At 53.1% G+C, this 22747-nt stretch carries 15 protein-coding genes; 2 read left to right on the top strand and 13 right to left on the bottom strand.

Annotated elements, in window-relative coordinates; genetic code table 11:
• Position 1: 1 nt before the first annotated feature.
• Together Poly24_RS04605 and Poly24_RS04600 are read left to right on the top strand one after the other, a co-directional pair.
• The gene (locus tag Poly24_RS04605; RefSeq protein ID WP_145091138.1) at positions 2–2365 is read left to right on the top strand and encodes an MMPL family transporter; all 2364 of its coding nucleotides are present in this window, start codon (positions 2–4) and stop codon (positions 2363–2365) included.
• A 153-nt stretch (positions 2366–2518) separates the two neighbouring features.
• Positions 2519–5470, top strand: a complete 2952-nt coding sequence (locus tag Poly24_RS04600) for a hypothetical protein (protein WP_145091135.1) — start codon at positions 2519–2521, stop codon at positions 5468–5470.
• A gap of 41 nt (positions 5471–5511) precedes the next feature.
• Here the strand turns inward: Poly24_RS04600 and Poly24_RS04595 are convergent, their stop codons facing one another.
• The 13 genes from Poly24_RS04595 to Poly24_RS04535 form a co-directional block, all read right to left on the bottom strand.
• The gene (locus Poly24_RS04595; protein WP_145091132.1) at positions 5512–6129 is read right to left on the bottom strand and encodes a sugar transferase; all 618 of its coding nucleotides are present in this window, start codon (positions 6127–6129) and stop codon (positions 5512–5514) included.
• Positions 6130–7095 (bottom strand): NAD-dependent epimerase/dehydratase family protein, encoded by a 966-nt coding sequence (locus tag Poly24_RS04590; RefSeq protein ID WP_197452322.1) that lies wholly within the window; start codon positions 7093–7095, stop codon positions 6130–6132.
• Complete coding sequence (locus tag Poly24_RS04585; RefSeq protein ID WP_145091126.1) at positions 7092–8312, bottom strand: glycosyltransferase family 4 protein; 1221 nt, start codon at positions 8310–8312, stop codon at positions 7092–7094. The genes Poly24_RS04590 and Poly24_RS04585 overlap by 4 nt, the downstream gene beginning before the upstream one ends.
• Before the next feature lie 46 nt (positions 8313–8358).
• A complete protein-coding gene (locus Poly24_RS04580) occupies positions 8359–9054 on the bottom strand; it encodes a class I SAM-dependent methyltransferase (protein ID WP_145091123.1) in 696 nt (231 codons plus the stop codon).
• A 1072-nt stretch (positions 9055–10126) separates the two neighbouring features.
• Complete coding sequence (locus Poly24_RS04575) at positions 10127–11287, bottom strand: glycosyltransferase (protein ID WP_145091120.1); 1161 nt, start codon at positions 11285–11287, stop codon at positions 10127–10129.
• Positions 11256–12611 carry a hypothetical protein gene (locus Poly24_RS04570; protein WP_145091116.1) on the bottom strand — a complete coding sequence of 452 codons (1356 nt, stop codon included), beginning with the start codon at positions 12609–12611 and terminating at the stop codon, positions 11256–11258. Before Poly24_RS04570 ends, Poly24_RS04575 begins: the two co-directional genes overlap by 32 nt.
• Before the next feature lie 16 nt (positions 12612–12627).
• Complete coding sequence (locus Poly24_RS04565; RefSeq protein WP_145091113.1) at positions 12628–13449, bottom strand: glycosyltransferase family 2 protein; 822 nt, start codon at positions 13447–13449, stop codon at positions 12628–12630.
• An 89-nt stretch (positions 13450–13538) separates the two neighbouring features.
• The gene (locus tag Poly24_RS27795) at positions 13539–14162 is read right to left on the bottom strand and encodes a WcaF family extracellular polysaccharide biosynthesis acetyltransferase (RefSeq protein WP_145091110.1); all 624 of its coding nucleotides are present in this window, start codon (positions 14160–14162) and stop codon (positions 13539–13541) included.
• Between the two features lie 36 nt (positions 14163–14198).
• Positions 14199–15062: an FkbM family methyltransferase gene (locus Poly24_RS04555; protein WP_145091107.1), complete on the bottom strand. Its 864-nt coding sequence runs from the start codon at positions 15060–15062 to the stop codon at positions 14199–14201.
• A complete protein-coding gene (locus Poly24_RS04550; protein WP_145091105.1) occupies positions 15052–16293 on the bottom strand; it encodes an MATE family efflux transporter in 1242 nt (413 codons plus the stop codon). Before Poly24_RS04550 ends, Poly24_RS04555 begins: the two co-directional genes overlap by 11 nt.
• A 116-nt stretch (positions 16294–16409) precedes the next feature.
• Positions 16410–17405 (bottom strand): class I SAM-dependent methyltransferase, encoded by a 996-nt coding sequence (locus tag Poly24_RS04545; RefSeq protein ID WP_197452321.1) that lies wholly within the window; start codon positions 17403–17405, stop codon positions 16410–16412.
• 109 nt (positions 17406–17514) lie between these two features.
• The gene (locus Poly24_RS04540) at positions 17515–20148 is read right to left on the bottom strand and encodes an O-antigen ligase family protein (protein ID WP_145091102.1); all 2634 of its coding nucleotides are present in this window, start codon (positions 20146–20148) and stop codon (positions 17515–17517) included.
• A gap of 57 nt (positions 20149–20205) precedes the next feature.
• On the bottom strand, positions 20206–22527 hold the full coding sequence (locus tag Poly24_RS04535) for a polysaccharide biosynthesis tyrosine autokinase (protein WP_145091099.1): 2322 nt from the start codon (positions 22525–22527) through the stop codon (positions 20206–20208).
• Between the last annotated feature and the right edge of the window lie 220 nt (positions 22528–22747).

Genomic DNA, 22747 nt, shown 5'->3' with positions numbered 1-22747 from the left:
GATGAGACAGAGCGACAAACCGCTGCCGCAACCGCTGCCGCAACCGCCACGCGACGACCGCCCCGGTGACAATTGGGTTTGCGGATGGAGCGATGCGGGAACGCCCTGCCAACACGGCCCCTCAGGCAAAGGGGACTGTCCGGCACTAGCCGCTTGTCGCCCCTTTGCCAACGGCGATTCCTGGTCCTGCAACCGTCCCGCCTGCTTAGGCGGCAAGTGCGACTCGGGCCCCGACCAAGAGGGCGTCTGTGGGCTGCAACCGACTCCCTGCACCCCTAAACGATCGTGGAAGGCGAAGCGGCGTATGGCGACCAGCCTCTGTTTTCTGTCCGCGGTCAGTATGATCCTGCTCTCGCTGGGAGGCCGTTGGCGAACCGAAGCCTTCGCGCCCGGCGGCCTGATCCAACCGCACGCTCAGATTTTGGGCGGGGAACTGAAGAGCGACCGCTGCGCTTCGTGCCATCCCGCGGCCAAGGGTTCGCTGACCAGTTGGTTCTTCTCGGCGGGTGATGCACATCAAAACGTGACGCAAACCCAGCTGTGCATGGACTGCCACCACAACACCATTGACCGAAACCTCTCTCGCAATGCGCACAACCTTTCGTCGGAGCAATTGCAACTGGTAAGCCTGTCGCAGACCGAACAGAAGTCCGGCTGGCATGCGATGCTGCCCAGTGCCGCAGTCACCAACGACGATATCGCCTGTGCCACCTGTCATCGCGAGCATCACGGCAGCGAGCATAGCCTCTCGGCATTGACTAGCCAACAATGTCAGACCTGCCATAAGAATCAATTCAGTAGCTTTACGCATGGCCATCCCCAGTGGACCGACTGGCCCTACGGCCGTAGTGGAAAGATTGCATTCAATCACGCGTCGCATGCTGGCAAACACTTCGCTCAAGAGAACGCCACGTTTGATTGCAAGCGTTGTCACCAACAGACCGCCGATCAGGAGCTTGGGCGCACCGCGTCATTTGAAGTCGCCTGCGCCAGCTGTCACGACAAGTCATTGAAGGTGGGCATTGCCGAAGGCTTTGCAATCGTCCAATTTCCAATGCTCGACACTGAAGCGATGCGTCGCGGTGGACACCCCGCAGGAGCCTGGCCCGCCGACGCGACGGGGATCTTCGATGGCAAGATCCCACCCGTTGTCCGACTGCTGCTGCGCTCCGATGCGGACGTCGCGACGGCGCTCGATCGATTGCCGGCCGATGGTGATCTGAGCCGGCTGGATTCCAACTCCGCCAACGATCTAGCCGATGCCAAAACCATTGCGGCAGGGGTGCGTCGGTTGATGAACGAAATGGCCGATTCGGGATACGACGCGATCGCCAAGCGATTGAGCCTGGCGACAGGACTCGATATGCAGACGACCGGCCAGTTGGCGGCAAAACTATCGCCTCAATTGATCGAAGCCGCCTGCAAAAACTGGCTTCCCGAAGAGAATTCGATGGTGGTGATCCCGCCAGCGCTCCGCGCGATGCAAATTCAGTTGGTCGCCGACTGGGAGATTGTTCCAGAAAATCCGCTCCGCGTTCAACTGGCGATTCCACACCAAGTCCCGCCCGCTCAACGGATCGCCCAGGTTCCCGAATTGCTGCAGGGCCAACCTTCAACCGCGCCGCTGCAACCGGCGGCGCCTCCCGCAGCGCTGCAAGCACCATCGCAACTCGCGTTGGCCCCCGTGACGCCGGATGACCCGCTGTCGCAGCCGCTAGCCGATGCGTTGAGCGATCCGTTAAACGACCCGCTCAGCGACCCTTTGGCCGGTGCAGCTCCCGCCAGCCCCGCCCCCGCACGTCCAAAGCGGTTTGATGCGACCAAGCGTCTGCCCGCCGGCGGTTGGTACAGCGACTCGCTGCGGCTGGCGGTCCGATATCAACCCAGTGGACACGCCGATCAGATGTTAGTTGCGTTGGTCGGACTGGCCAACAGCGCCAAATCGATCCACCCCAGCGACTATGAAGCGATCATGTCGATGCAGACGGTCAAGGCATGCGTTCGCTGCCATCAGACAGCACGCGCCGATTCCTTGGCGTCGTGGCGTGCAGCACCTGAACATGGGCCCAGCAAGACATTCACACGATTCTCACATCGCCCTCACATGAACCTACCGATGTTGATGGACTGCAAATATTGCCATCAGGTCGCGGGGAAGGGCGAGGAGAATGCGGTCCAGAACGTCTCGACCGGCGAATCGCATCCGGACCACGACTTCGGTCCGCTGACGCTCGACGCCTGTGCGAAATGTCACACCGCGCAAGCCGCGGGCGACCAGTGCACAAAGTGCCACCTCTACCATGTAGATAGTAAGCAATTTGCGATTGAACAACTTGCCGACCATCTCAAATCGTCGGACCGATAGTGAACTCCGCCAACTCAAATCCAGAACCTTCCAATCGCCTTATGACGAAAATTAAGGTAGATTCAACAATGGGAAATGCCGCCGGTTCATCGGTTCACTCGCAAATTCGTTGAAGGCGGCTACACAATCATTCGTTGCGGCAGGATTGGATTGATGGGTTTCTTTAAATCGTGGGCTTCCAGAACGAAATCGAACAAGCGATCCAAACCCCAGCGTTCGCGTTCTCGCGTCGGCAGGCGGCGAGGAATCCGCCTGGAAACGTTGGAACGGCGAGACCTGTTGGCTGTCGACATCGTCTTTGATTACACCTACGACGATGCTGGATTCTTTGACACGCAGGCAAAAGCCGCATTGGAACGTGCGGCAACCGATTACGAGACGCGACTGCTCGATACGTTGACCGCGATCCCGTCTCCGACGGGCGGAAACTCCTGGACCGCATCGTTCCAAGATCCGGAGACCGGCAGCACCGTCAATCTTCAGAATTTGCAGCTTGCGGAAAATGAAGTCCGCGTCTTTGTTGGCTCCCGCAATCTGACCGGCTCGACGCTCGGCAAAGCTTCCACCGGGTACGGTGTCCAGTACACAAACCAGGGGTGGCTTGATACCGTCTTATGGCGCGGGCAAACCGGCGAAGATGAGCAGAGCACCTGGGGCGGCAGCATCGCGTTTGACACCTCGCCAACATGGCACTTTGACGTCGGCTTACCGACCTCGGGAACCACTGATTTCTACAGCGTGGCGTTACACGAACTGGGACACATCTTTGGAATCTCCAACCAACCGGGCAACACCTGGACTAACTTCACCCAATCGCTGGCCGAACTCTCCCCCTCCGACCAGGCCCTAGTCGGCAACGAGCCCGGCGACTACTTCACCGGCCCCAAAGCAGTCGCCCTTTACGGCAGCCCGATCCCCGTTGACGGCGGTCACTTTGAGCACGACGTTTCCTACGCTGGAGCCGAAGCCGCACTCGACCCCAATTTAACCACCGGAACCCGCAAAGCGATGACCCTCCTCGACTGGACCGCCCTGGACGACATCGGCTGGGATATCGAACACCCCACCACGTTCCTTGAAACAAACGGGACTGAAAACGATGACGAAATTACGATCGACTTGATTGCTCGTGAGATTCGTATGAATCAAGAGATCACCTCGATACCAGACACCTTAACAGAACTAATCGTCCATGGTGGTGCGGGGACGGACACCATCGTCATCATTGGCTCCGAGAACTTCAAAGATGCCACACTCGGTCAAGGCACAATCCTAGCAACAGACGCCACCCTGTCATTGAGCGTCGACGAAATCGAGATAGCCACGGTGTCGGCCCCTACCGCTGCAACATCCACAGCCACGATCCACGACACATCAAGCGACGACCGCCTGACAACCTACCCCAACAAAGCCATATTCACAAGCGAATCCTTTAACTACACATTGGACGGGTTTGACGAGACATTCGCTATCTCAAGTCATGGCGGCACCGACTTGGCATTAATGTATGGTTCGCCAGGAGACGACACCTTCGACTCGTCCCCCAACACCGCGAATTATAGCGGAACAGGGTTCGCTAACCATGTCAGTGGATTCGCCCAAATAAACGCCTATGCTGCTGCAGGATTCGACCATGCGATATTGCGTGATTCCAGTGGCAGCGACCAATTAACTGCCACGCCGCAATCCACGCAACTGCAAGGAACTGGATTCCTGAATTATGCTGCAGGATTCGATCAGGTAAATGCCTACTCAACACCAACAGCATTTGACATCGCCCATTTCTATGATTCGATCGGCAACGATCAATTCACAGCAACTCCAATCGCAGCACAGCTCAAAGGCCCCTCTTTTTTCAATCACGCAAGCGGCTTCGAGCAAGTAAACTCCTACTCGATTGCTGGTGGTTTTGATATCGCGTTGCTGCACGACTCTTCAGGCGACGATCGATTGACATCAACTCCAGCTTCGTCTCAGCTAATCGGCCAAGGATTCTTGAATTATGCAAGCGGATTTGACCAGGTCAACTCATATTCGAATGCCGGCGGTTTCGACATTGCGTTTCTACACGACTCAACCGGCGACGATCGTTTGACCGCCACTCCTGGTTCAACACACCTTCAAGGGAGCGACTTCTCAAACTACGTGGCGGGGTTTGAGCAAGTAAATTCCTACGCCAGCGCTGGGGGACATGACCTTGCGTTGATTTACGACTCCAACGGAGATGACCGATTCACAGCGAGTGCGATTACAGCGCAGTTAGCTGGCAACAACTTCCTGATTTACACGCACGGTTTCGACCAAGTAAATTCCTACTCGATTGCTGGTGGCGTCGACGTCGCACACTTATACGACTCGAGCGGTGACGATCTGTTCGTGGCGACACCTACGATGGCGCAGCTCACAAGGGATACATCCCTAACCTACGTGCAGGGGTATGGGCAGGTCAACTCCTATGCAACTGCGGGCGGTAATGACACTGCGTCGCTATATGACTCAAGCGAAGACGATCGTTTAACCGCGACGCCACGTTCGGTGCAACTAAGCGGGACGGACTTCCTCAACTATGCAACTGGTTTTGATAGAGTAAACAGCTATGCCAACTCTGGAGGATTCGATGTCGCAATTCTATATGACTCTGGTGGCGACGACAGTCTCACTGCCACTCATAATTCGGCGCAGCTAAGCGGGACAAACTTCTTCAATTACGTCAAAGCATTTGAACAAGTTAACACGTACGCGACCGCAGGAGGTTACGACACGGCAGTCCTGAGTGGTTCTACTGGCAACGATTCACTTATTTCACGTCAATCCTACACTCAGCTAAGCGGTCCAGGGTACCTAAACTACGCACTTGCGTTTGAACTCCTCGTCGCCAGCGGCGGAGGCGGAAGCGATGTCGCAAATCTCTATGACGCTGCGGGCGACGATCAGCTCATAGCGTCTGGCAGCGCTGCTAACTTGGTCCGCGCGTCAGGTCGCAGGGTCGAAGCCAACGCATTCCAAAGCATTAACGCAATTGCGTCGAGCGGAGGAAGCAACACCCTACAGGTATCGATGATTGACTTCACCCTTCACCATGTAGGAGACTGGCAATTGGTGTAGCACGTTTACTATCTCGTTACGTTTTTAGACTTGCGCAACAATCAAGCTGCACGCTTCTGCGGTTCAGAAGCCGAATCGTTACTGTGACTCGAAATTTTTGCCTGCTGAATTCCATCGCGACGCAAGACTTTGGCCATAGTAAGCAGCAAGACTTTCAAATCGAATTCCGTACTAATCTTCTGCATGTATTCAACATCGTACTCAACTTTCTCATGAAGCTTCAGTTCATCGCGACCGTTGACCTGAGCCCAGCCTGTAATTCCTGGTCGCAATCGCTGTACTCCTTTCTGGGTTCGTAGTGCCACAAGATCATCTTGATTAAACAATGCCGGGCGTGGGCCAACCAAACTCATGTGCCCCACTAACACACTCCACAACTGCGGCAGTTCGTCGAGACTTGTCTTACGGAGAAGATTCCCCAGCGGCGTGATATGTTTTTCCGCTCCCTCCAATAGATGGGTCGCCAGTTGCGGTGTGTTCAGATACATTGTGCGAAACTTCGGCATGCTAAATAAAACATTCCTTCTACCAACACGCTCAGACCAATAGATTACAGGGCCCGGAGAGGTTAGGCGGACAGCAAAACCAACAACAAGAATGAGTGGTGTTAAGACCAGCAGGGCAAGCAACGCTAAACAGAAATCCATCCCTCTTTTCATTCAGAAGCTCCTATTTCCAATTCTGTACTGACGAACGGTTGCGTCTAAGCCTTCTTTTAGCGACACACCTGGTTCCCAACCGATCCGACGCTTGATTTTCTCAGTGCTAAGTGTCAAAGAATCTAACAGGCGAGACACCTCATCCTGCCTGCCAGTTAAGTATCCGGCGGCACGGATCATTGATACCGGCGTGGGTAGCAGCCTCTCTTTCTTTCCAAGCGCGGACGCCATTTCTGAAATCAGTTCGCTTGTCGAAACTGGCAGATTGTCTGCGACATGAAATACTTCGCCAGTTGCATTGGGATGCTCCAGGCACTCGGCAATGGCACTAGCAAGATTGCCCACATACACGAGACTGCGGCGGTTCTTTATGCTCCAGCACGGGAGCGGGATTCCAAGGTCAACTGCGCGCAACATCCTAAGGAAATTCCCAGGCACTCCTGCTCCGTAGACCAGCGGAGGACGCAGGATGACAGGAGCGATGCCCATGGCGCCAGCAGCGTCCAGAAGCAGGCGTTCCGCTTCCAGTTTCGTCTGGCCATACGGGGTTTCCGGCATGCAAGCGTCGATTTCCTCGCAGGCCTTTTCCGACCTTTCTCCTACCGCCTTAATAGAGCTAACGAACACAAACCGTTTAACGTTGGTGCGTCTGCAGCCTTCTAGCAATCTTTGAGTGCCGCGCACATTGACACTGCGATATAGTTCCAGTGGGTTGCTTGCCTGATCTCGCATCACGTGCGTTCTCGCAACCAAGTGAACAATGGCGTCAACATCGCCCAAAGTATCATGCCAGTCTTGAAAGCTCTCGATGTCGCCTGTTGCAATAGGAGCGACATTCTTGGGCAGGGATGGGAAAGATTTGGGATGTCGAACAGTGCCCCGCACTTGCCAGCCACGCTCCGAAAGCAAGGCACATAGAAAGCGTCCAACGAAACCATTCGCACCTGTTACAAGAACACGTTTCATGCGGCGGCTTTCTGCGCAGGACACTCGACTCTTGTAGCATGCGGGGAAGACGGTCTGGACAACGACTGCTGATACAACTGCCATGTTGCCTCACGGACAGCGTCAATCCCATACTTGCTCTCCGCTAAGCGTCGGCTTTCAACCCCCATCTTTTGCCTCAGGCTATGGTTCCCGACAAGTTCCTCTATAGCGTCAGCTAACGGGACTACCTTTCGAGGGGGAACAATACGTCCGTTTAGCGATTGCGATACCATTTCCCGGCAACCAGGCATATCTGTTGTGATGATGGGGCGTCCAGCTGCGGCGGACTCAATTAGCGAAAGTGGAATGCCTTCACCGTAGTATGACGGCAAACATGCAATGTGTGATCGATTCAACAGTTTAGGTATGTCGCCCCGCTTCCCAAGCCATTCGACAATTCCTTCGTCATGCCATCGTTGCAACTGTTCGGCAGGGATGCTGGTAGGGTTCGCAGGATCCGGCAAGCCCGCCAATACAAACCGACAAGCTACGCCACGCTGCCTCAGCAATCGTGCCGCTTCAACTAATTGCCCAATCCCTTTATCCCACAACATACGTGAGTGAGTGAATACGATGGGCTCTCCAGAAGGATCTGGAGTGTACTTATATTTTTGCAAGTCCACCCCCGATCCGTTGATGATGACCGCTTGCGTCGGCAACACCATCTCTTTCGCAACAAGCTGATCACGGTCGTCCGGGTTCTGCACAATCACGCGGACCTTGGGCTGCCCATAAACGTAACGCCGATAGCACTGGCGCACGATTGTTTGCAGCAACCGACGAGACATCCCGCCTGGTGCAAACAGGCTCCCTAGTCCCGATATCGCGCAGATTGTTGAGCGAACCCGGGTTCTCCGAGCAGCAATGGTGCCGTAAAGGATGGGCTTGAGACCGACCAGATGGAGAATGTCAGGACGAACTTGCCGACACACCGCAGCAATATCACGGACGGCATTCCATTCGCTCAAAGGGTTGTAGCTTGCTCGTTTTAGTCGGACCACATGATGCTCTATCCCAGCCGAACGAATGATGCCAGATTTTGTGCCTGAACTCGTTGCCACTGAAACCCCGGCCCCCTTTTCGATCAGCCACTCCGCTAGGGGTAATCGGTGTGAACAAAAATACCAATCCTCGGTAGCAACAAACAGAACGCGTGGATGCTTGCGGTCGCCAGACAGCGTGCTCTTATTATCCAATTTCCTGAACTCCTAGACAACGTATAACTGCAGGCAAACTAAAACTTCATTTTCTCGCCGCAACCATAAACCCCGTTGGGGCTGTAGTAACGTTAGCCCCCGTCTGAATGCTCCCAGGCAAGCGGGCGAGCAGGTGATTTATAATCCGCAATGGAAACAATACGCGACGTGGAGCGAATGCCGTCGTAACGAGGTCTGAGATTACGTGCAGCCGATTGCCTAACGAAAAGATTTCCACCTTGCTATACGTTGAAAAAAAACCAGCTAAGCATTCGCGGGTAGGCCTCCAGAAATCATAGGGATCACCATGCTGGTGAAACAAGAAAGGAACCGTGACAACAGCCAGGCCGCCTGGCTCTAAAACGCGATCGATTTGTTCAATGAACTTAAACGGATTGGAGACATGCTCCATGCACTCAGTCGCAACCACACAATCAAACCGGCAATCGTCAAAGGGCATTTGCGTAGCATCAGCCACAACATCCGTAACCCCAGGCACGTTCTCTATGTCCAGGCAGGTGTAGTCCTTCACGTGCGAGAACAGACTCCGGTATGGATCGTGGCCTGCACCAACAATCAATACAGATTGACGATCTGCTAGATCAAGCGAGCACAACGATCGCTCCAATAGCCTACGCCGTGATGTGGGAAACAATACTCGCAGCCAATGTTTGGGACTATGCAATGGAAGTGCTGCCTTGCCAGATTTTTGTTCGTCCATGATTTCTAACTGCATTGCCATCCCAGATCCTTAGCGTTAATGGTACACCGCCTATATAGTGACTTGTCACGATTAGGCCTAGAGCATATTCGAGGGCGAAATAGCTAGAACCAACATTTGCCGGGGGGGGATACAACTTAGTCATCTCGAAAATAGACGCGACAAAGCCTCTCAGTTGATTGTGCTCGAATGTTGACCGCATCGTGCAAGCAATCGGCACCGCACTTCCTGCTAGCAACCCAATACGGATTGAAGCACAAGATCCACCACCGCAACGACAACACACAGCCCTCCCCCGGCAGGCCACCAACGCCGGGACACATAAGCGCAAGCAAAATTGCTGCTCCACACTAACTTCGAACCGAAACTCGCCCCCTCGGAAAGACGCGCCAGTTCTGAAGCTCCCAAGGTTGAGAGCTATCCGGACCTGGCAAAAAGAATCCCCAACGCGCAACCTACCGCACAAACGCCGACACAGGAAAGCGGAATGGTCGCGTGACGAGCAGGGGCCCGGCCCCCCAAACCAATACTTTGATTCGAAGGAGGGGCGCATGGCCAATCGCTGCCAGACTTCTGGCAGCACAGCCTTCAAACTTCGTCACCCCATCGGCCTGAGCCCAAAACAGTAAGCAATAAGAGGCGTGGTGAACTTTGAACGAGGAAGGCCGTTGAGCTTGGGGGATTAACGTACACCCACGTGTGCCCCTAAGCCAATCCTAGTGGATTGTAAGTATCACGTGTGTTACCAAACCTCAGTCGCACACGCCGAATGCTGCCCCAAACCCATGCGTACGTCGCGACAGTCTTTTGCTATCGATGATCCATAGGCAGTGAACATGCAAAGATGTTGGCTACCCACGATGCACGCCGGATGTCGAGTGGGCTTATACTGATGGACCGTCCACGCCGCCGACCTAAAAATCAAGGAACCATAATTTAGAAGAAACGCAACAGCCATTGTGCCAGTGCAGTCGTCTTCGTGGCAAAATAGCGAATTTCACAAGCCCCCCCTAACCCTGGAACCAGGACCGCCCACACATATCCGACGCAAACTAAGGGCTGCGTTGGCTGACTCTACCTCTCTCCAGAAACGTCAACTCGCCAGTCGCGGCAGAACATTCCTTGCAGCCAGACGCCCCCATAATTGCACATATTGCTCCGCAACGTTTTCAAGGGAAAAACTGGAAGCAACATACTGGCTTGCCTTAGCGCACATTTCAGATCGCTCAGAACGACTAAGTGTCATGATCGCCAAACAGGCACGTGCCATCGACACAGGGTCCTTTTCCGGCACTGCCTCCCCGAAACCTGACAGTACTTCAGAAAGAGCCCCAGTATCGCTAACAACACACGGCACGCCACACGCTAAAGCTTCGGCAACGACGAGACCAAATCCTTCCCACGCGTGCGATGCCAAAATTTCCACATCAAACGCTGCATGCAAGCGGTGAGTATCATCCCGTCGCCCAAGCAAATGCAGGCAATTGTCGACTTCAAACTCACGAGCCATCGCCATCAGAGGTGAGTTCGACGGCAATACATCGTTGCCCGCGAGAACAAAATGACACTCGGGATTAGCGGCCCTGACTCGATTTGCGGCCGACAGGAACGTCCGGTGATCTTTGCTCGGATCGAAACGCGCCAACATGCCCACCAGTGGCGTCTCCGATCGCAGGCCGAGCTCCTCCCGGATGTCATCTCTATATCCTGCGCAAGGAACAAATCGGCCAACATCGATCCCATTTGGTATTACACACCCTTTATCGGAAAAGTACCCCAGCCCTTCGTGCACGCTCCGTGCTGCATTCGACACATACACGATCGAAGAAGGAATCCTTCGGGACATCTTGCCGTTTAGTTTTCTGACATTTCGTGTCGACCATCCAGCCAAACGATCATCCGGTGAACAGGTGTGTACAGTCCAAACAAGAGGAAAACGCTTTGCGGACAGCAGACAGGAAATCGCGGCAACAAAATCCGATTGATACAGCCACGACTGAACGAGATCAGGTGACGTCCGCCTTAGCTCCCGTGTTAGCTCAAAAATCTGAAGCAACGGGAGGGCCCCTCGCTTCCAACCTAGATAAGAAACACTAACACCGAGTTCCTCTATCTCATCCGAAAGCGGGCCTCTGCCCAGCAAACACACAACATGAGACGAAATCCCAAGATCACGCGTCTTGGAAAGCAAGCTCCTCAGCATTATTTGCGCGCCGCCAGCTTCAAGACTGTTGATGATATGGCAAACTTTCATATTCTATCGCTTTCGCTAAAATTAATTCACTAGCTCGGCCTCTTCGTTGCCCATGCGGAAGCAGCGGGCCTCTCAACCCTCTCACGCCGACTGGCCTTGCTGTCACTAAAGTCGTTACACGCTTCCGACGACTCCCACTGGAGGCCGCAATAGAAACCCCATACACAAACAACAATCCATTGTTCCACCCCCCCGACATAGATGACAATACTATATATAGCACTACGCTCGCGGCGAACCCCAATTCAATGCGAGTGCCTTGGAACTGAAGCAGCTGAAAACTCGCCAGAACAAAGGGCAATACAACGACAACAGTAAAAACCACCGCACCTCCCTTGTAGAGTGTCGACAAAACACCAACGTGCGGTGTCAGGGCACGGTCATCACCATCAACGACCACGCTCGAGTGGAAGCGGCTACCAAAGCCTCTTCCCAAAATATAGTCTGCAGGGCCAGCCATATCTTCGAACATAAGTTCGACTTCAACAAACCGATCTTCATCACTCAGGTTGGTCTGCCGCAGCCGGTCCACTAAAAACGTTGACGCCCCGAGCCCCAGCAATGCATACCCCCCAATCACCGCTGTTGGGGTGATCCATGCGACCCAACTCATCCGAGACTTCGTTGAAACCCAGTAACCAAGAGAAACGCTAACTGTACTTAACAGTAAGATCGAACGTGTGGCAGCAAACACTCCTGCGAGAAATATGCATGCAGCACCGATATAGGCAAGGCACATCTCTCGATAATGCGCCCCTGGTAACTTCCGCTGCCAAGCCGCCACGAACAAGCAAGGAAGAATGACAGCTATAAAGTTAGTGCAATTAAAGACGGCATAAGTGAATAGCCTGGAACCTTCGTTCGCTGGTGGAATCAAACCTACCGCAAGGCCAGCCAGATTAGCCAAAAGAAGCACTGAAAAGATCAGTGCCCACTGCTGCAGCAACCGAGCTGCCTCAGCGATTCCGCGTTGCCCCACCCACAGGAAGCCATATGGCAACCCGAGAAACATCGAAAAATCGATTGCCCACCACCGAAACTCCGCTCCTTGCAGGAAGCCCATGGTCGCCATCAGAAACATAGCAAGAGCTGCAGTCAGCAAAAGCAAAGAGGGCCTGCGAAGCGATCTCCCCCCGATCATGTGCTCAAAAGCAAACGAAGCGATCGCGAGGTAGAACAGAAAGACATTGAGCGGAACGCTTGCAATGTAGATCTTTCCAACAACGGTTTCAGGCAACCCCGTCCACAGCAGTGAAGCCCCAAGGATCGCATCACTGAAAATCGACTGAAACCGCCTCACGCTAGGTTTGCTTTCAACGCTCATTATTTCATTGCCATCGTTATGCAACTCGCGGCAACTCGATAAGCCCAATCTTTCTCGCCAGACGCCACTGCGCCTTTCGTGCCAGACTCGGCAAACGATACTTCCAGTACATTAACCGCTGAGATAGCTCGGAACAGGATGACGCGCCATAGCGTTCTCGGAATAATTCCAGCTCTGCTTCACGAACCTCTTGAATCCGCATTGATTTGCATTCGCCATGCAAGCGAAAACAAGCTAGCAGCGCCGGAAGACGGGCAAACGGAGAATGCAGGGCGAGACGAGCAAAAAGGTCATAATCCATTATAAAGTTTAGAGTTGGATCGACGCCCCCAACTGCCTCATACGCTGAACGCCGCCAAAACGCTGCGGGTTGGTACAAATTATCCTGGGCATAGAAACGCAACTTGTCGAAGGTTGCTTGTTCCCCCAGCGTGAAAACGCCAAATCCCTTCACCGGCTGGTTGTGTTCGTCAATTGTAAACGCACCGCCACTTAGGCACTGAGTTTCTGGATGATCTGTGAAGTAGCGAGCGACTTTGCTCAACGCACCTGGCAAGAACAAATCATCCGAATTTATCCAACAAATTACATCTCCAGTGCAGCGTGCAAAACCTCTACTAATCGCATCCGCTTGGCCACCATCAGGAGCACTACACCAATAAGCAAGCTGATCGCTGTATTTCTCGATAATGTCAGCACTGCCATCGGTGCTACCACCATCCAAAACCAAGTACTCAACATTCGAGTAGTCTTGTTGCAAAACCGAAAGAATGGTTTGCTCAACATACTCCGCTTGGTTATAGCTTGGAGTAACGACTGAAATTCGAACCTCACTCATTTAGTCTTGGTCCTTCCAACAACTATATCTATTAGTCTAAATCTGCCGCAACTTGCACGGGTCGCCGCAGCAATGCTCCCAGATCTCCGTCAGGCACGCAACTGACGTTTTTTTATAAAGACACACGGGTTGCCACCGGAAACCGACATAGCTGGAAGGTCGCGTACAACAACACTACCTGCCGCAGCGACAGCCCCCTCGTAAACGGTAACACCGGGTCCGACAAAGGTATTGGCACAGACCCAAGCTCCCGCGCGAACAACGATACTCCTTTTTACGAGCCCAAAAAATGGGTCCGTTACATCATGACTTCCCGTACAGAGATAGGCATGCTGACTTACACAAGCGTTATCGCCTATTTCAATTTGCGCTAGAGAGTAAAGCACCGCACCTTCTCCGATCCATGCATGGTTGCCGATATGGATGTTGCGGGGGGTCGTAATCTCACACGGTCGCAGTACCACGTTAGTCCCCACAGTTGCACCAAAAAGTCGCAGCAACGCGGCCCGAACTTGATTCCCTCGAGAAAAACCAAGGAGCGAACAACGATAGATGCGTTGCCCCACGGTCCGCCACAACTTATCCAAGACTCGATCCTTGCAGCTTAAAGCACCGACACCGGTAAACTTGGACAGATCAATCTGCCTCCACTCGGATCCAGACTCATCTAATCCGCTGGCGTTCGTATTTGAGTTGCAACCTAGCGGCAACATATTTGCACCTTCTCCTTGCGATACAATATCCTACCGCTAAACCCATTGAGGCCGCATCGATGGTTTAAAGAGAAAAACATCTGGAGGCAAAGTCCCTGATAATAGTTTCGCTCGCGAGTCTTCAGTGAACGGCGCTAAAGTTGCCCCCTCTGCCATGTAGTATGGCTCAAAGCCGAAAGACTCTAAATCAGCCAATGTGTCGAGAGTCGACCTACCACACTGCTGTGCCGCAGGTTCATATAGTTCGATCATCATAGCTGCACGTGGTTCATTAGCCAAAAATTGGCTCCCGCCACGAACCACCTGTTGCTCAAAGCCTTCGACGTCAATTTTCATGAAAACGCCCTTACTTGAATCCACCCCGTTACAGATCTCATCGAGCGTTTTGGTAGGAACTTCGATAACGCACTGGGGCTCAGTCCCATCCATAGGGCAAGTAACTCCCAGAGAGTTATAGACTCCGCCGCTACTCTCGCCAAACAGATTCAGTTGGGCTATCCCATCGCTGTCGGAGAGTGCGCAGCAATGACAAGCGACTCGATCTTGGTATCCATTGAGCCGAACGTTTTCCTGAAGCGATTCGAATGTTGATGGCGTTGGCTCAATTCCAACAACATTTCCAGAAGGGCCAACTCGCTGCGCAAAGAGGCAAGTATAAAAGCCAAGATTTGCTCCAATGTCAAGAACGGTCATTCCCGGTGCAATAATTCGATTTAACAAGTCACGTTCAGCGCGTTCAAATGCGTTGGCGAACAATTCTTCACCAATGCGATTCTGGGAGGAGTACCGCAGCTTAATCCCCGAGCACTTGGATTGAACAACATGCGGCTGCCGCCAAGCATGAACCGTGCGATAGAAGGCTCTCTTGGGAAGTCGCAGACAGACGGGATCAGGTTGCATATCGAATCTCCTTGAACGAACGCATTAGTAAGACGAATTGGACGCCTAGAACGAGGCTGGAAACGAGAAGCCCACTCAACATGGCAAACGCGCCGCCCAGGGGGCCCAGTCTGGGGATTAGAATCCCTGCTGCAGTAATGATCACTGGCGTACTAGCGACGGCGGCCCACGCCGTTTGCTTGAATCGCCGGGCAGCATGAAGGAAGTAGGCAAGGGCGCCGTTGAAGCACTGAAGCGTCGATGCAACTGCCAGCCAAAGGAACAACTGTCCTGAATTCGCAAACTCGTCGGAAAATGCGAACCTCAGAAATGTTGCGCCGCCCATCACCGCCAACGCCAACGCGAGCAGACCGTTTGCAGCCCCAACTCCGAGCACCACTCCCACATAGCGGAAATACTTAGCCCGATCGCCAGCGTTATAGCTGCGAGCCAGAGCCGGAAGCATGGCATGCCCCAAAGCAACTTGAAAAAAATACAACCCAGAAAACAGCGCACACAGCGAAGCATAAATCCCAAGTTCAGCGGCGCCAGACTCGCGTTCTACAAAATAGCGAGGAATTTGCGAATTCAGAGACCCGACCACTACAACGGCGGCCAGTGGTAGCGCTGTAAAAAAAAGCCGACCAATGGGTGCGAACTCAAATACCGGAAGTAGTTCGCCTCCAAACGCAACCTTCACAGGTCCACGCCTCCGTGCGGACAAGGCATGCGCGCCATTGGGGACGTCGTAGCCAACTAGCACGACTGCGCCAACACCTGCATTTGCGATCAACCCCAGCAGCAGACTACCAGTCATGGCAATCGTGCACGTTAACAGCAGAACCGAGGCCACAGCTTTTAGCATCATTGACTTAGCAACAAGATCCAAACGCTCACCACTCTGAAGTTCGCCGTAGACAACATCACTTAAAGACTCAATAGCCTTACCTAACGCGATGACAACAACTACATAAACCGTTGTTTGTGGGTAGCCGCCGAATACAAGAACCATCAGGACCAAGCAAAGCGCCGCAGGAATGCCTAACAGTCGCAGTGCCATGAAATGACCGAAGCAGTTTTTTCGCAACGTGTCAGTCGCTTGGACGGAGCGAAGCTGCAAGTTGGCAAACATGAAAATTGGCGTAACAATCGCAATCCCAAACGCAAACTGCCCAACGGCCGCTACCGAAGATACTTTAACCAACGCTAAAACAATGGCCCACTGGGCGGCGGCATAGACGGCATTCCCCAACGCAGTCCAAGCCAAGTTGGCATGGACTGAGCGTTCCGTACGTCCATCTTGTGAGTCTAAAAAAGTCGAACGAACAGCGCGGCTAACTCGCCTGAACCCTACCGTGGAAACAGCCATTAAGACGTCTTTTGAATGTAAAACGACCCGGGCTCCCGGTCCGCCGAGAGGCACGGGCATACAATTTTAAGTTGATCTCGATAGGCATGATGCAGATAATTTAATGCACCAAGAATCTTCCAAGAACTGTTGTGTGAGAGAAATGCCTCCAGAAGATACTGCTCGTTCCAGAACTTCACTTCATCTTGCAACCACCGAGTCAAATAATTCCTAGGCGTAAAAATGTCATGGACATGAACGATCACGCCAGGCCGCAGGCTCGGCAGCAACTCCAGATATTCAAACAACACGTCGCCATCAGGACGAATCATATGGCTCGAGTCGATAAACAGAACATCATTTTCACCAAGGCTCGAGAAAAAACCGCTTCCCAAATCCTCAACCTTCTCCCTCACAACCTTTACACCTGTAGACTCTAGCCACGGCATTTCATAAGGCTCGACACATACATGCTCACACTCGTACGCCGTATCATCAGCGACATTTGCTTCAACAGCCTTGATCGCCATTCGTGTTGAATTACCGCTTCCAATCTCATATATCCGCCTTGGTTTTTTCAGCCGGATCATCTGATACAAGAACTCAGCATCTCCGGAGCCAAAAGATCCATTGTCGTAATCAAATCTTTGAGGGCTGCTGCCATTGGCCTCGTCTCCTACTAATTCATGCGAATAAACGAGCTGATCCAATAACGCCAATTGTCCGTCTGTGTTCCACTCAATCCCTGGAAGATCTCGTGGTTCCGAAAAACTGCGCCGCGGATTTGCCATGTCATACTGCGGCTCGTAGTAATGGTTCCGTATTGGAAAAACACCTACTTGAAACAAGGCCTTTTTACAAAGCGGCAAACGATGAACACCGGCTTTCCTAACCAGTTTCAACAACAACGCAGCGGGGTAAACGAACGGAACTGCGGGAAGATCAACCCAAGGCAGTAGTTGCTTTATCGTAGGAGCCATATTGATTTTGCTGTCCCAAAAGTTGAGTTGCGTCACTGTGCGATGCAGATTGGTAGCGTGCTTAAACTATTGTCGTAGCGAGGAAGATACCAATCGGGTTGCATTTTGCAAATATCAATTCATTATCTACGCTGCGGCCTATCCTTCACCTCGGTTTAAGAGGCGTCAGCCCTGCGATTTCAAGCCGCCGACATTCAACCATCAGACGTTCTAGTTTGGGGTCGTTTGGACGACGTGCCTTGCACCATTTCAAATGTTTGCTAGCGATTTGATGATCGTCACACTTGACAGACAGAATGGCGCAAGCCATTCGATATTGATATTCCTCGGGGCGCAGCTTGACTGCTGCTGATACAGCCTCTAACGCTTTTTTTTTCTCGTTGAGCTGGTCGTATAAGGCAGACAGCCGAAAACGAATTATCGCTTCGGTTGCATTGTCTTTGCATTTCGGAAGCTCTTCAGCTAATTGATCGACTAATCGCTCAGCGACAGCATCCGCGTTAAACGCATTTACCTGTTTGAGATAAGCATAATACAACTGCCAAGTCCCTTCGTGGTTGGGTCTTAAACGGTCGATTAAAAATTGGGCGGGAAAGAGCGGTACAAGCTGAGCAACAAGTGCTGCGCGAACCTCTCGGTCATGATTAAAAGCGAATCGCCAATGCTCAAACCCTCGATCGATCTTTCCTGCGGCAATTCGACGTTTTCCCTGCAGCATATGAATTACGGCATCGTGCGGGCGAACGCTGAACGCCTGATCCAGCAATGCTTCAGAGGTCAGTAACGGAATTCGATTTCCATCGCTTGGCAAACTAAATGCGTATGCCCGCCCCAGCAAAGGGTTGGTCGCAAACGTTCGCACGGCCAGCGATTGAGCTGTTTCCGAATGTGCGTTTTTGCTGGGCGTTACTGTTGCTTGGGGTGAGGCAGCATTCTGCCTGTGCCAGAACGCCTGAGCAAGCAAACTCTTTGCTTCAGCGTGAGTTGGATCGTGGTGTATCGTTTTCCTTAGCAATTCGATTTCTCGACTAATGCGTTCTGTTTCTTTGATGTCTAAGTTGCGTGTTACACGACGAAATTCATTCCAAGAAAAGGCAGCTTTGGCTGGTGCTACGAGTGTGGTGGTACAGAACATAATCAACATAAAACCAAAAGCGAGAACGGGTGGGAGAGCATTGACGCCGACTTCAATTTGCCCTGGCCATCTCAGCACGCTGTTGAGCCTATATATCACCCCAGGCTTGGCGACCGGCAACACTAGTGGTGCCAAGCGGTCGGCAGAGGATATTGATGCAACGTTTGGCAGCCGAACCGCGAGCACCACAACAACGATTGTCCAAGACATGCACGCTGAGATATACCAAACAAAATCACCAATTGCATGTACTAAGCTCGCCGTGCTCGCAGCACATAACGGCGATGCCAAAGCGGCTATTCGGAGCGTTCGATGAGACTCGGGTGACACGCCTAGCCTTACACAAGGAATCAGACGCAAGGCGATAAATACAATCGCCGCCCCCAACAATACTGCTGCGCCCACACCACCTTCCATCAACAACGGTAGATAGCCACTTTCGCCATGCGTAAATTCAACGTTGTAATATGTCTGCATGTAAACGGGATAGACGTCAGAATGGGATCCGATGCCGGTCCCCGTGAGCCAGAAATGCTGAGTCGCAGAGAGCATTGCATCCCACAATGCACGGCGACCATGGGACAGTTCGGCAAGCGATTGCGACTCGTGCAATGTCGACAACCTTCGAGCGAGCGGTTCGTACCCGTAAATGCAAAGCGTTACGACTACCATCGCAACGACACACGCTGCAATTTTCAAAGTCGTACGCTTGCCGACGTTCTGCCCGCGACATAGCCCTACAGCAACCAGAGTTGCTGCAGCAAAGGCGAGGAAACCACCACGTGAAAACGTAAGCATCACAGCCAGGGCGACTAAACCGATTGCGACCGAAAGCGTGTAGGCTTCAAACGAGCCAGCGTTTTCTTTCCCTCCTGAAAAACGACTGCGATTGCACCGCTTTGATCGAGACACCTTCCTTGATCCTGCCTGCCTGCCAATCACAACCAACAGCACCCAAAGCAATGGGCCAATCCCCAAAGCCATCATGTGAGCAAAGTGGTTTTGATTTTGAAACGGTCCTTTGACGACTCCATCGGTAGTCCGGAATGGGTGCTCGTAGAACCAAAGAAATTTGCCATTGCTGGTGAGAAATTGTGTGAGGCCAAGCATTGCCAAGGCGAGCGTGCCGTAGGCCAGACTACGGAGCAGCCATTCAACGTCTTCAAGCTTCCGAACCCGCTGGACCAACAACATGAAAAACAACGCATAAGCCACGTAGACCGCCAACGCTTGGCGAGTGGCATTCGGTGCCAACGAAAGCGTGTTCCAGGTGCCGATTTGGAAATGGTTGGGATCGGGGGAGGAGAACCAAATCGGCAATAATTCGCGGAGGTTTGGCGAGAAGGTCAGCAGCACTGACTCGGGCCAAGGAATCAACTGGAACACCACCAACAACGCTCCTGCCGCGATGATCCACTCGGCACCGCTGAGCCGTAGCACAACCGTTTTGCGACACAACGATTGCACGATCCAGGCCAATGCCATCAGGCTGACGAAGCAGACAAAGACAAACTTCCCGAACGGTCCTCGCCCACCCATGAACAACGGTGCGACAAAGAGCACGCCGTAGAGCGCCCAGTCAAGCGCCTTGCTTGCGAATCGTTCGATGGTGGAAGGGTAATCGTCCATGATTTTTTGCTGCATTGGGCAGTCGCCGAAACCTCGAAAGTTCAATACGGCGATACGAGATCGTGCCTGAGACTATGCGGCTTTCCGGTGAGGTGACTGTGTCGGCGTTTGCTCCATTGGCAATGCTTCAACCGCATCGTCGTGTTCTTCGTCGCCGTAGCCATACCCGTAGCCATATCCGTAGCCGTATCCATATCCGAACTGGCCACCCGAAACGCTATCGTCCACGCGATTCAAGATAATTCCGGTCAACTGAACTCCCAGTTGCCCCAATTGCTCGACCGACCGAATCACCAGCTTGCGATGGTTCTTGGCAGGTTGAACAACCATCATCAGGCCATCGACGAAACGGCCGATAATCGCTGCATCGCTGGCGGCGACCACTGGCGGGCAATCGACAAGCACTTGGTCGTAGTTGGCTTCGGCCCAGGCCAACAGTTCTCCAAAATGGGAACTGGAGAACAATTCGGTCGGGTCTTGCGGTCGTGGACCGGCGGGAATGATCGATAGGTTGGGAATCCCCGTCCCCTTGACTTCATTCGCCCAAATCGGTGCAACAACATCCGCTTGCGTCAGCAGTTGCGAAACGCCGCCGAGGCCTCGCATATCGAACAACCGGGTCAAGCCTGGCTTGCGAAGATCGCAGTCGATCAATAGCGTTCGTTTTCCTGCTGTCGCGTAGGTAACTGCCAAGTTGGCGATCACTGTTGTCTTGCCATCGCCTGGTTCGGAACTTGTAACCGCCAGCTTCGAGAAATCGCTCCCTTGCAGCGACAACGAAGTTCGCAAAGTGCGGAACGCTTCGCTCTCGGCACTCTTGGGATTCGTGAACATGTGTAAGTTCTGACCTCCCGCTTCTCCCGATCCATTCAAACTCTGGATCATTGCGATCACCGAAACGCCGACCTGTTCCTGTAGTTCGTCTGGAGACTGGAATCGGTCCTCCAGCAGATCTGTAATATATGCGATTGCGATACCAATTCCGCAACCTGCGAAAATGCTTAACAAGCCGATCACTTTTAGTCGGGGAGCGACCGCGCCGGGAGACGCGACAGGTTCACCGACCACAGAAACGCGGATGTCACCTCCTTCGGTTTGCAAATCGATGTTAGCGATTTGATTCAGCAATGTGTCGTGCCAATTGCGAAGGCGTTGCAGTTCGTTTTCGACCAATTGCAAGGAGGTCATGCGGCCGTTCAACGTAACCGCTTCAGCTTCCGCAATCGCGTACTCCCGCTCCAGCTGTTCTTCATTTGCTTGCGTCTCTGCCAGTGCTTCGCCGATCATCGAAAGCAACATCTCGCCGAGTTGTTGTTCTTGCTGGGGCCCATTGGCGGCATTCATCTTCGCCCGATATTCCAACAGATATCGCTCCGAATCGGCGATCTTCTGTTGCAGCATTTGGATCTTCGGATGAACCGGCCCCAAGTGCTTCGCTTGGGATTGCAATAGTGCTCGGTCGGAAAGCAGTTTCTGCTCGATTTCGTCAGCAACCTGGGCAAAACGTGGACTCATGCCAAGCCCATTGAGCATCAGCTCACGCCCGATCGTCGGTTCCAGCTCAACCAAATACTGTCGTAGGTCGCCGCCGGTTTGAACGGCATGCTTCACAGCGACCTCGGAGGCCTGAAGCTTCAATCGCTTTTCACGCGCAGCGACAAGGATGTCGTTCATTTTTACCGCACGCTGTACCAAAGGGTGAACAACGCTACTACCGCTGCGCAGTCCGAGATCACCGGCCTCGCGACTCACTGTCACCCACTCTTCTTGCTTCGCTTTGAGGTCGCGTTCCTTCTCGCGTAGTTCGTCTTTCAAAATCGTCGCGATCTCGACCGACACATCTTTATGGCTGGTGTCGATAAACTCGAGATACGATTCCACGACAGCTTCGAGCACCGCCCGCGCGGCGAGCGTCGATTTGGAGCGATAGGAAAGTTCGATAATACTTGTCCGACGCGCCGCACTTGCTGAGAGATTGCCACGCAGTAGATCTTTCCACTTTTCCTCCGGCACGCCAGCGAGGTCGACCTTCAGCTCGCTATCGAGCTTGCGGATTCGATCCAACGCACCGCCGAGAACAACCGAACTCTCAATCAACCGTTCGTGGGTCGCAACTAGCGCATCGTTGTTCAGATTCGATGAGACGCCGGCGTTGAGCATATCGGGACTGGTCTGCGTCACCAACAGCTGAGCCTTCGCTTCATAAACCTTGTCCGCTGTCAGGTAATAAAATGCCCCCAACGCACATGTGACCAGCAGAGAAAAAGCGATGTATTGCTTCTTTCTGCGAAGCATCCGCAGGAAACGGAGCGCTGCATGGATTGCATCGGCCGCTTGAAACTCATCGTTTCCGTGTTCGGTTTCCGACAGCCGGGGGGCGGATTCTCTTTGCACGTTGCTTCTCGGCAGAATAAATGACGGACGAATTGGCTGGCTAGCGTGAGCCCAATTTGGTTAGTCGCTGCAGGACTCTACCGAAATTGCCTCAATGGAGAAAGCTTGATTTCTGCCTCCGTTTTGTTGCTAGTTGGTCCGCACGGGTCACGGCAATGCACGCAGGCCTCGCAAATTCCCCCAGTCTCTGCCAGGATGGATTGCACGCCAAGATTACCAC

The sequence above is a fragment of the Rosistilla carotiformis genome (assembly GCF_007753095.1).
Taxonomy (GTDB): Bacteria; Planctomycetota; Planctomycetia; order Pirellulales; family Pirellulaceae; genus Rosistilla; species Rosistilla carotiformis.
The sequence above is the reverse complement of the archived record's forward strand: the minus strand, read 5'-3'. Positions and strand labels throughout refer to the sequence as shown.

Coding starts and splice junctions, on each gene's coding strand:
- Poly24_RS04540 (WP_145091102.1), bottom strand. CDS start 20,148: ATGCAGCAAAAAATCATGGACGATTACCCTTCCACCATCGAACGATTC.
- Poly24_RS04590 (WP_197452322.1), bottom strand. CDS start 7,095: ATGAAACGTGTTCTTGTAACAGGTGCGAATGGTTTCGTTGGACGCTTT.
- Poly24_RS04565 (WP_145091113.1), bottom strand. CDS start 13,449: ATGAGTGAGGTTCGAATTTCAGTCGTTACTCCAAGCTATAACCAAGCG.
- Poly24_RS04600 (WP_145091135.1), top strand. CDS start 2,519: ATGGGTTTCTTTAAATCGTGGGCTTCCAGAACGAAATCGAACAAGCGA.
- Poly24_RS04595 (WP_145091132.1), bottom strand. CDS start 6,129: ATGAAAAGAGGGATGGATTTCTGTTTAGCGTTGCTTGCCCTGCTGGTC.
- Poly24_RS27795 (WP_145091110.1), bottom strand. CDS start 14,162: ATGTTGCCGCTAGGTTGCAACTCAAATACGAACGCCAGCGGATTAGAT.
- Poly24_RS04580 (WP_145091123.1), bottom strand. CDS start 9,054: ATGGCAATGCAGTTAGAAATCATGGACGAACAAAAATCTGGCAAGGCA.
- Poly24_RS04605 (WP_145091138.1), top strand. CDS start 2: ATGAGACAGAGCGACAAACCGCTGCCGCAACCGCTGCCGCAACCGCCA.
- Poly24_RS04555 (WP_145091107.1), bottom strand. CDS start 15,062: ATGCAACCTGATCCCGTCTGTCTGCGACTTCCCAAGAGAGCCTTCTAT.
- Poly24_RS04570 (WP_145091116.1), bottom strand. CDS start 12,611: ATGAGCGTTGAAAGCAAACCTAGCGTGAGGCGGTTTCAGTCGATTTTC.
- Poly24_RS04575 (WP_145091120.1), bottom strand. CDS start 11,287: ATGAAAGTTTGCCATATCATCAACAGTCTTGAAGCTGGCGGCGCGCAA.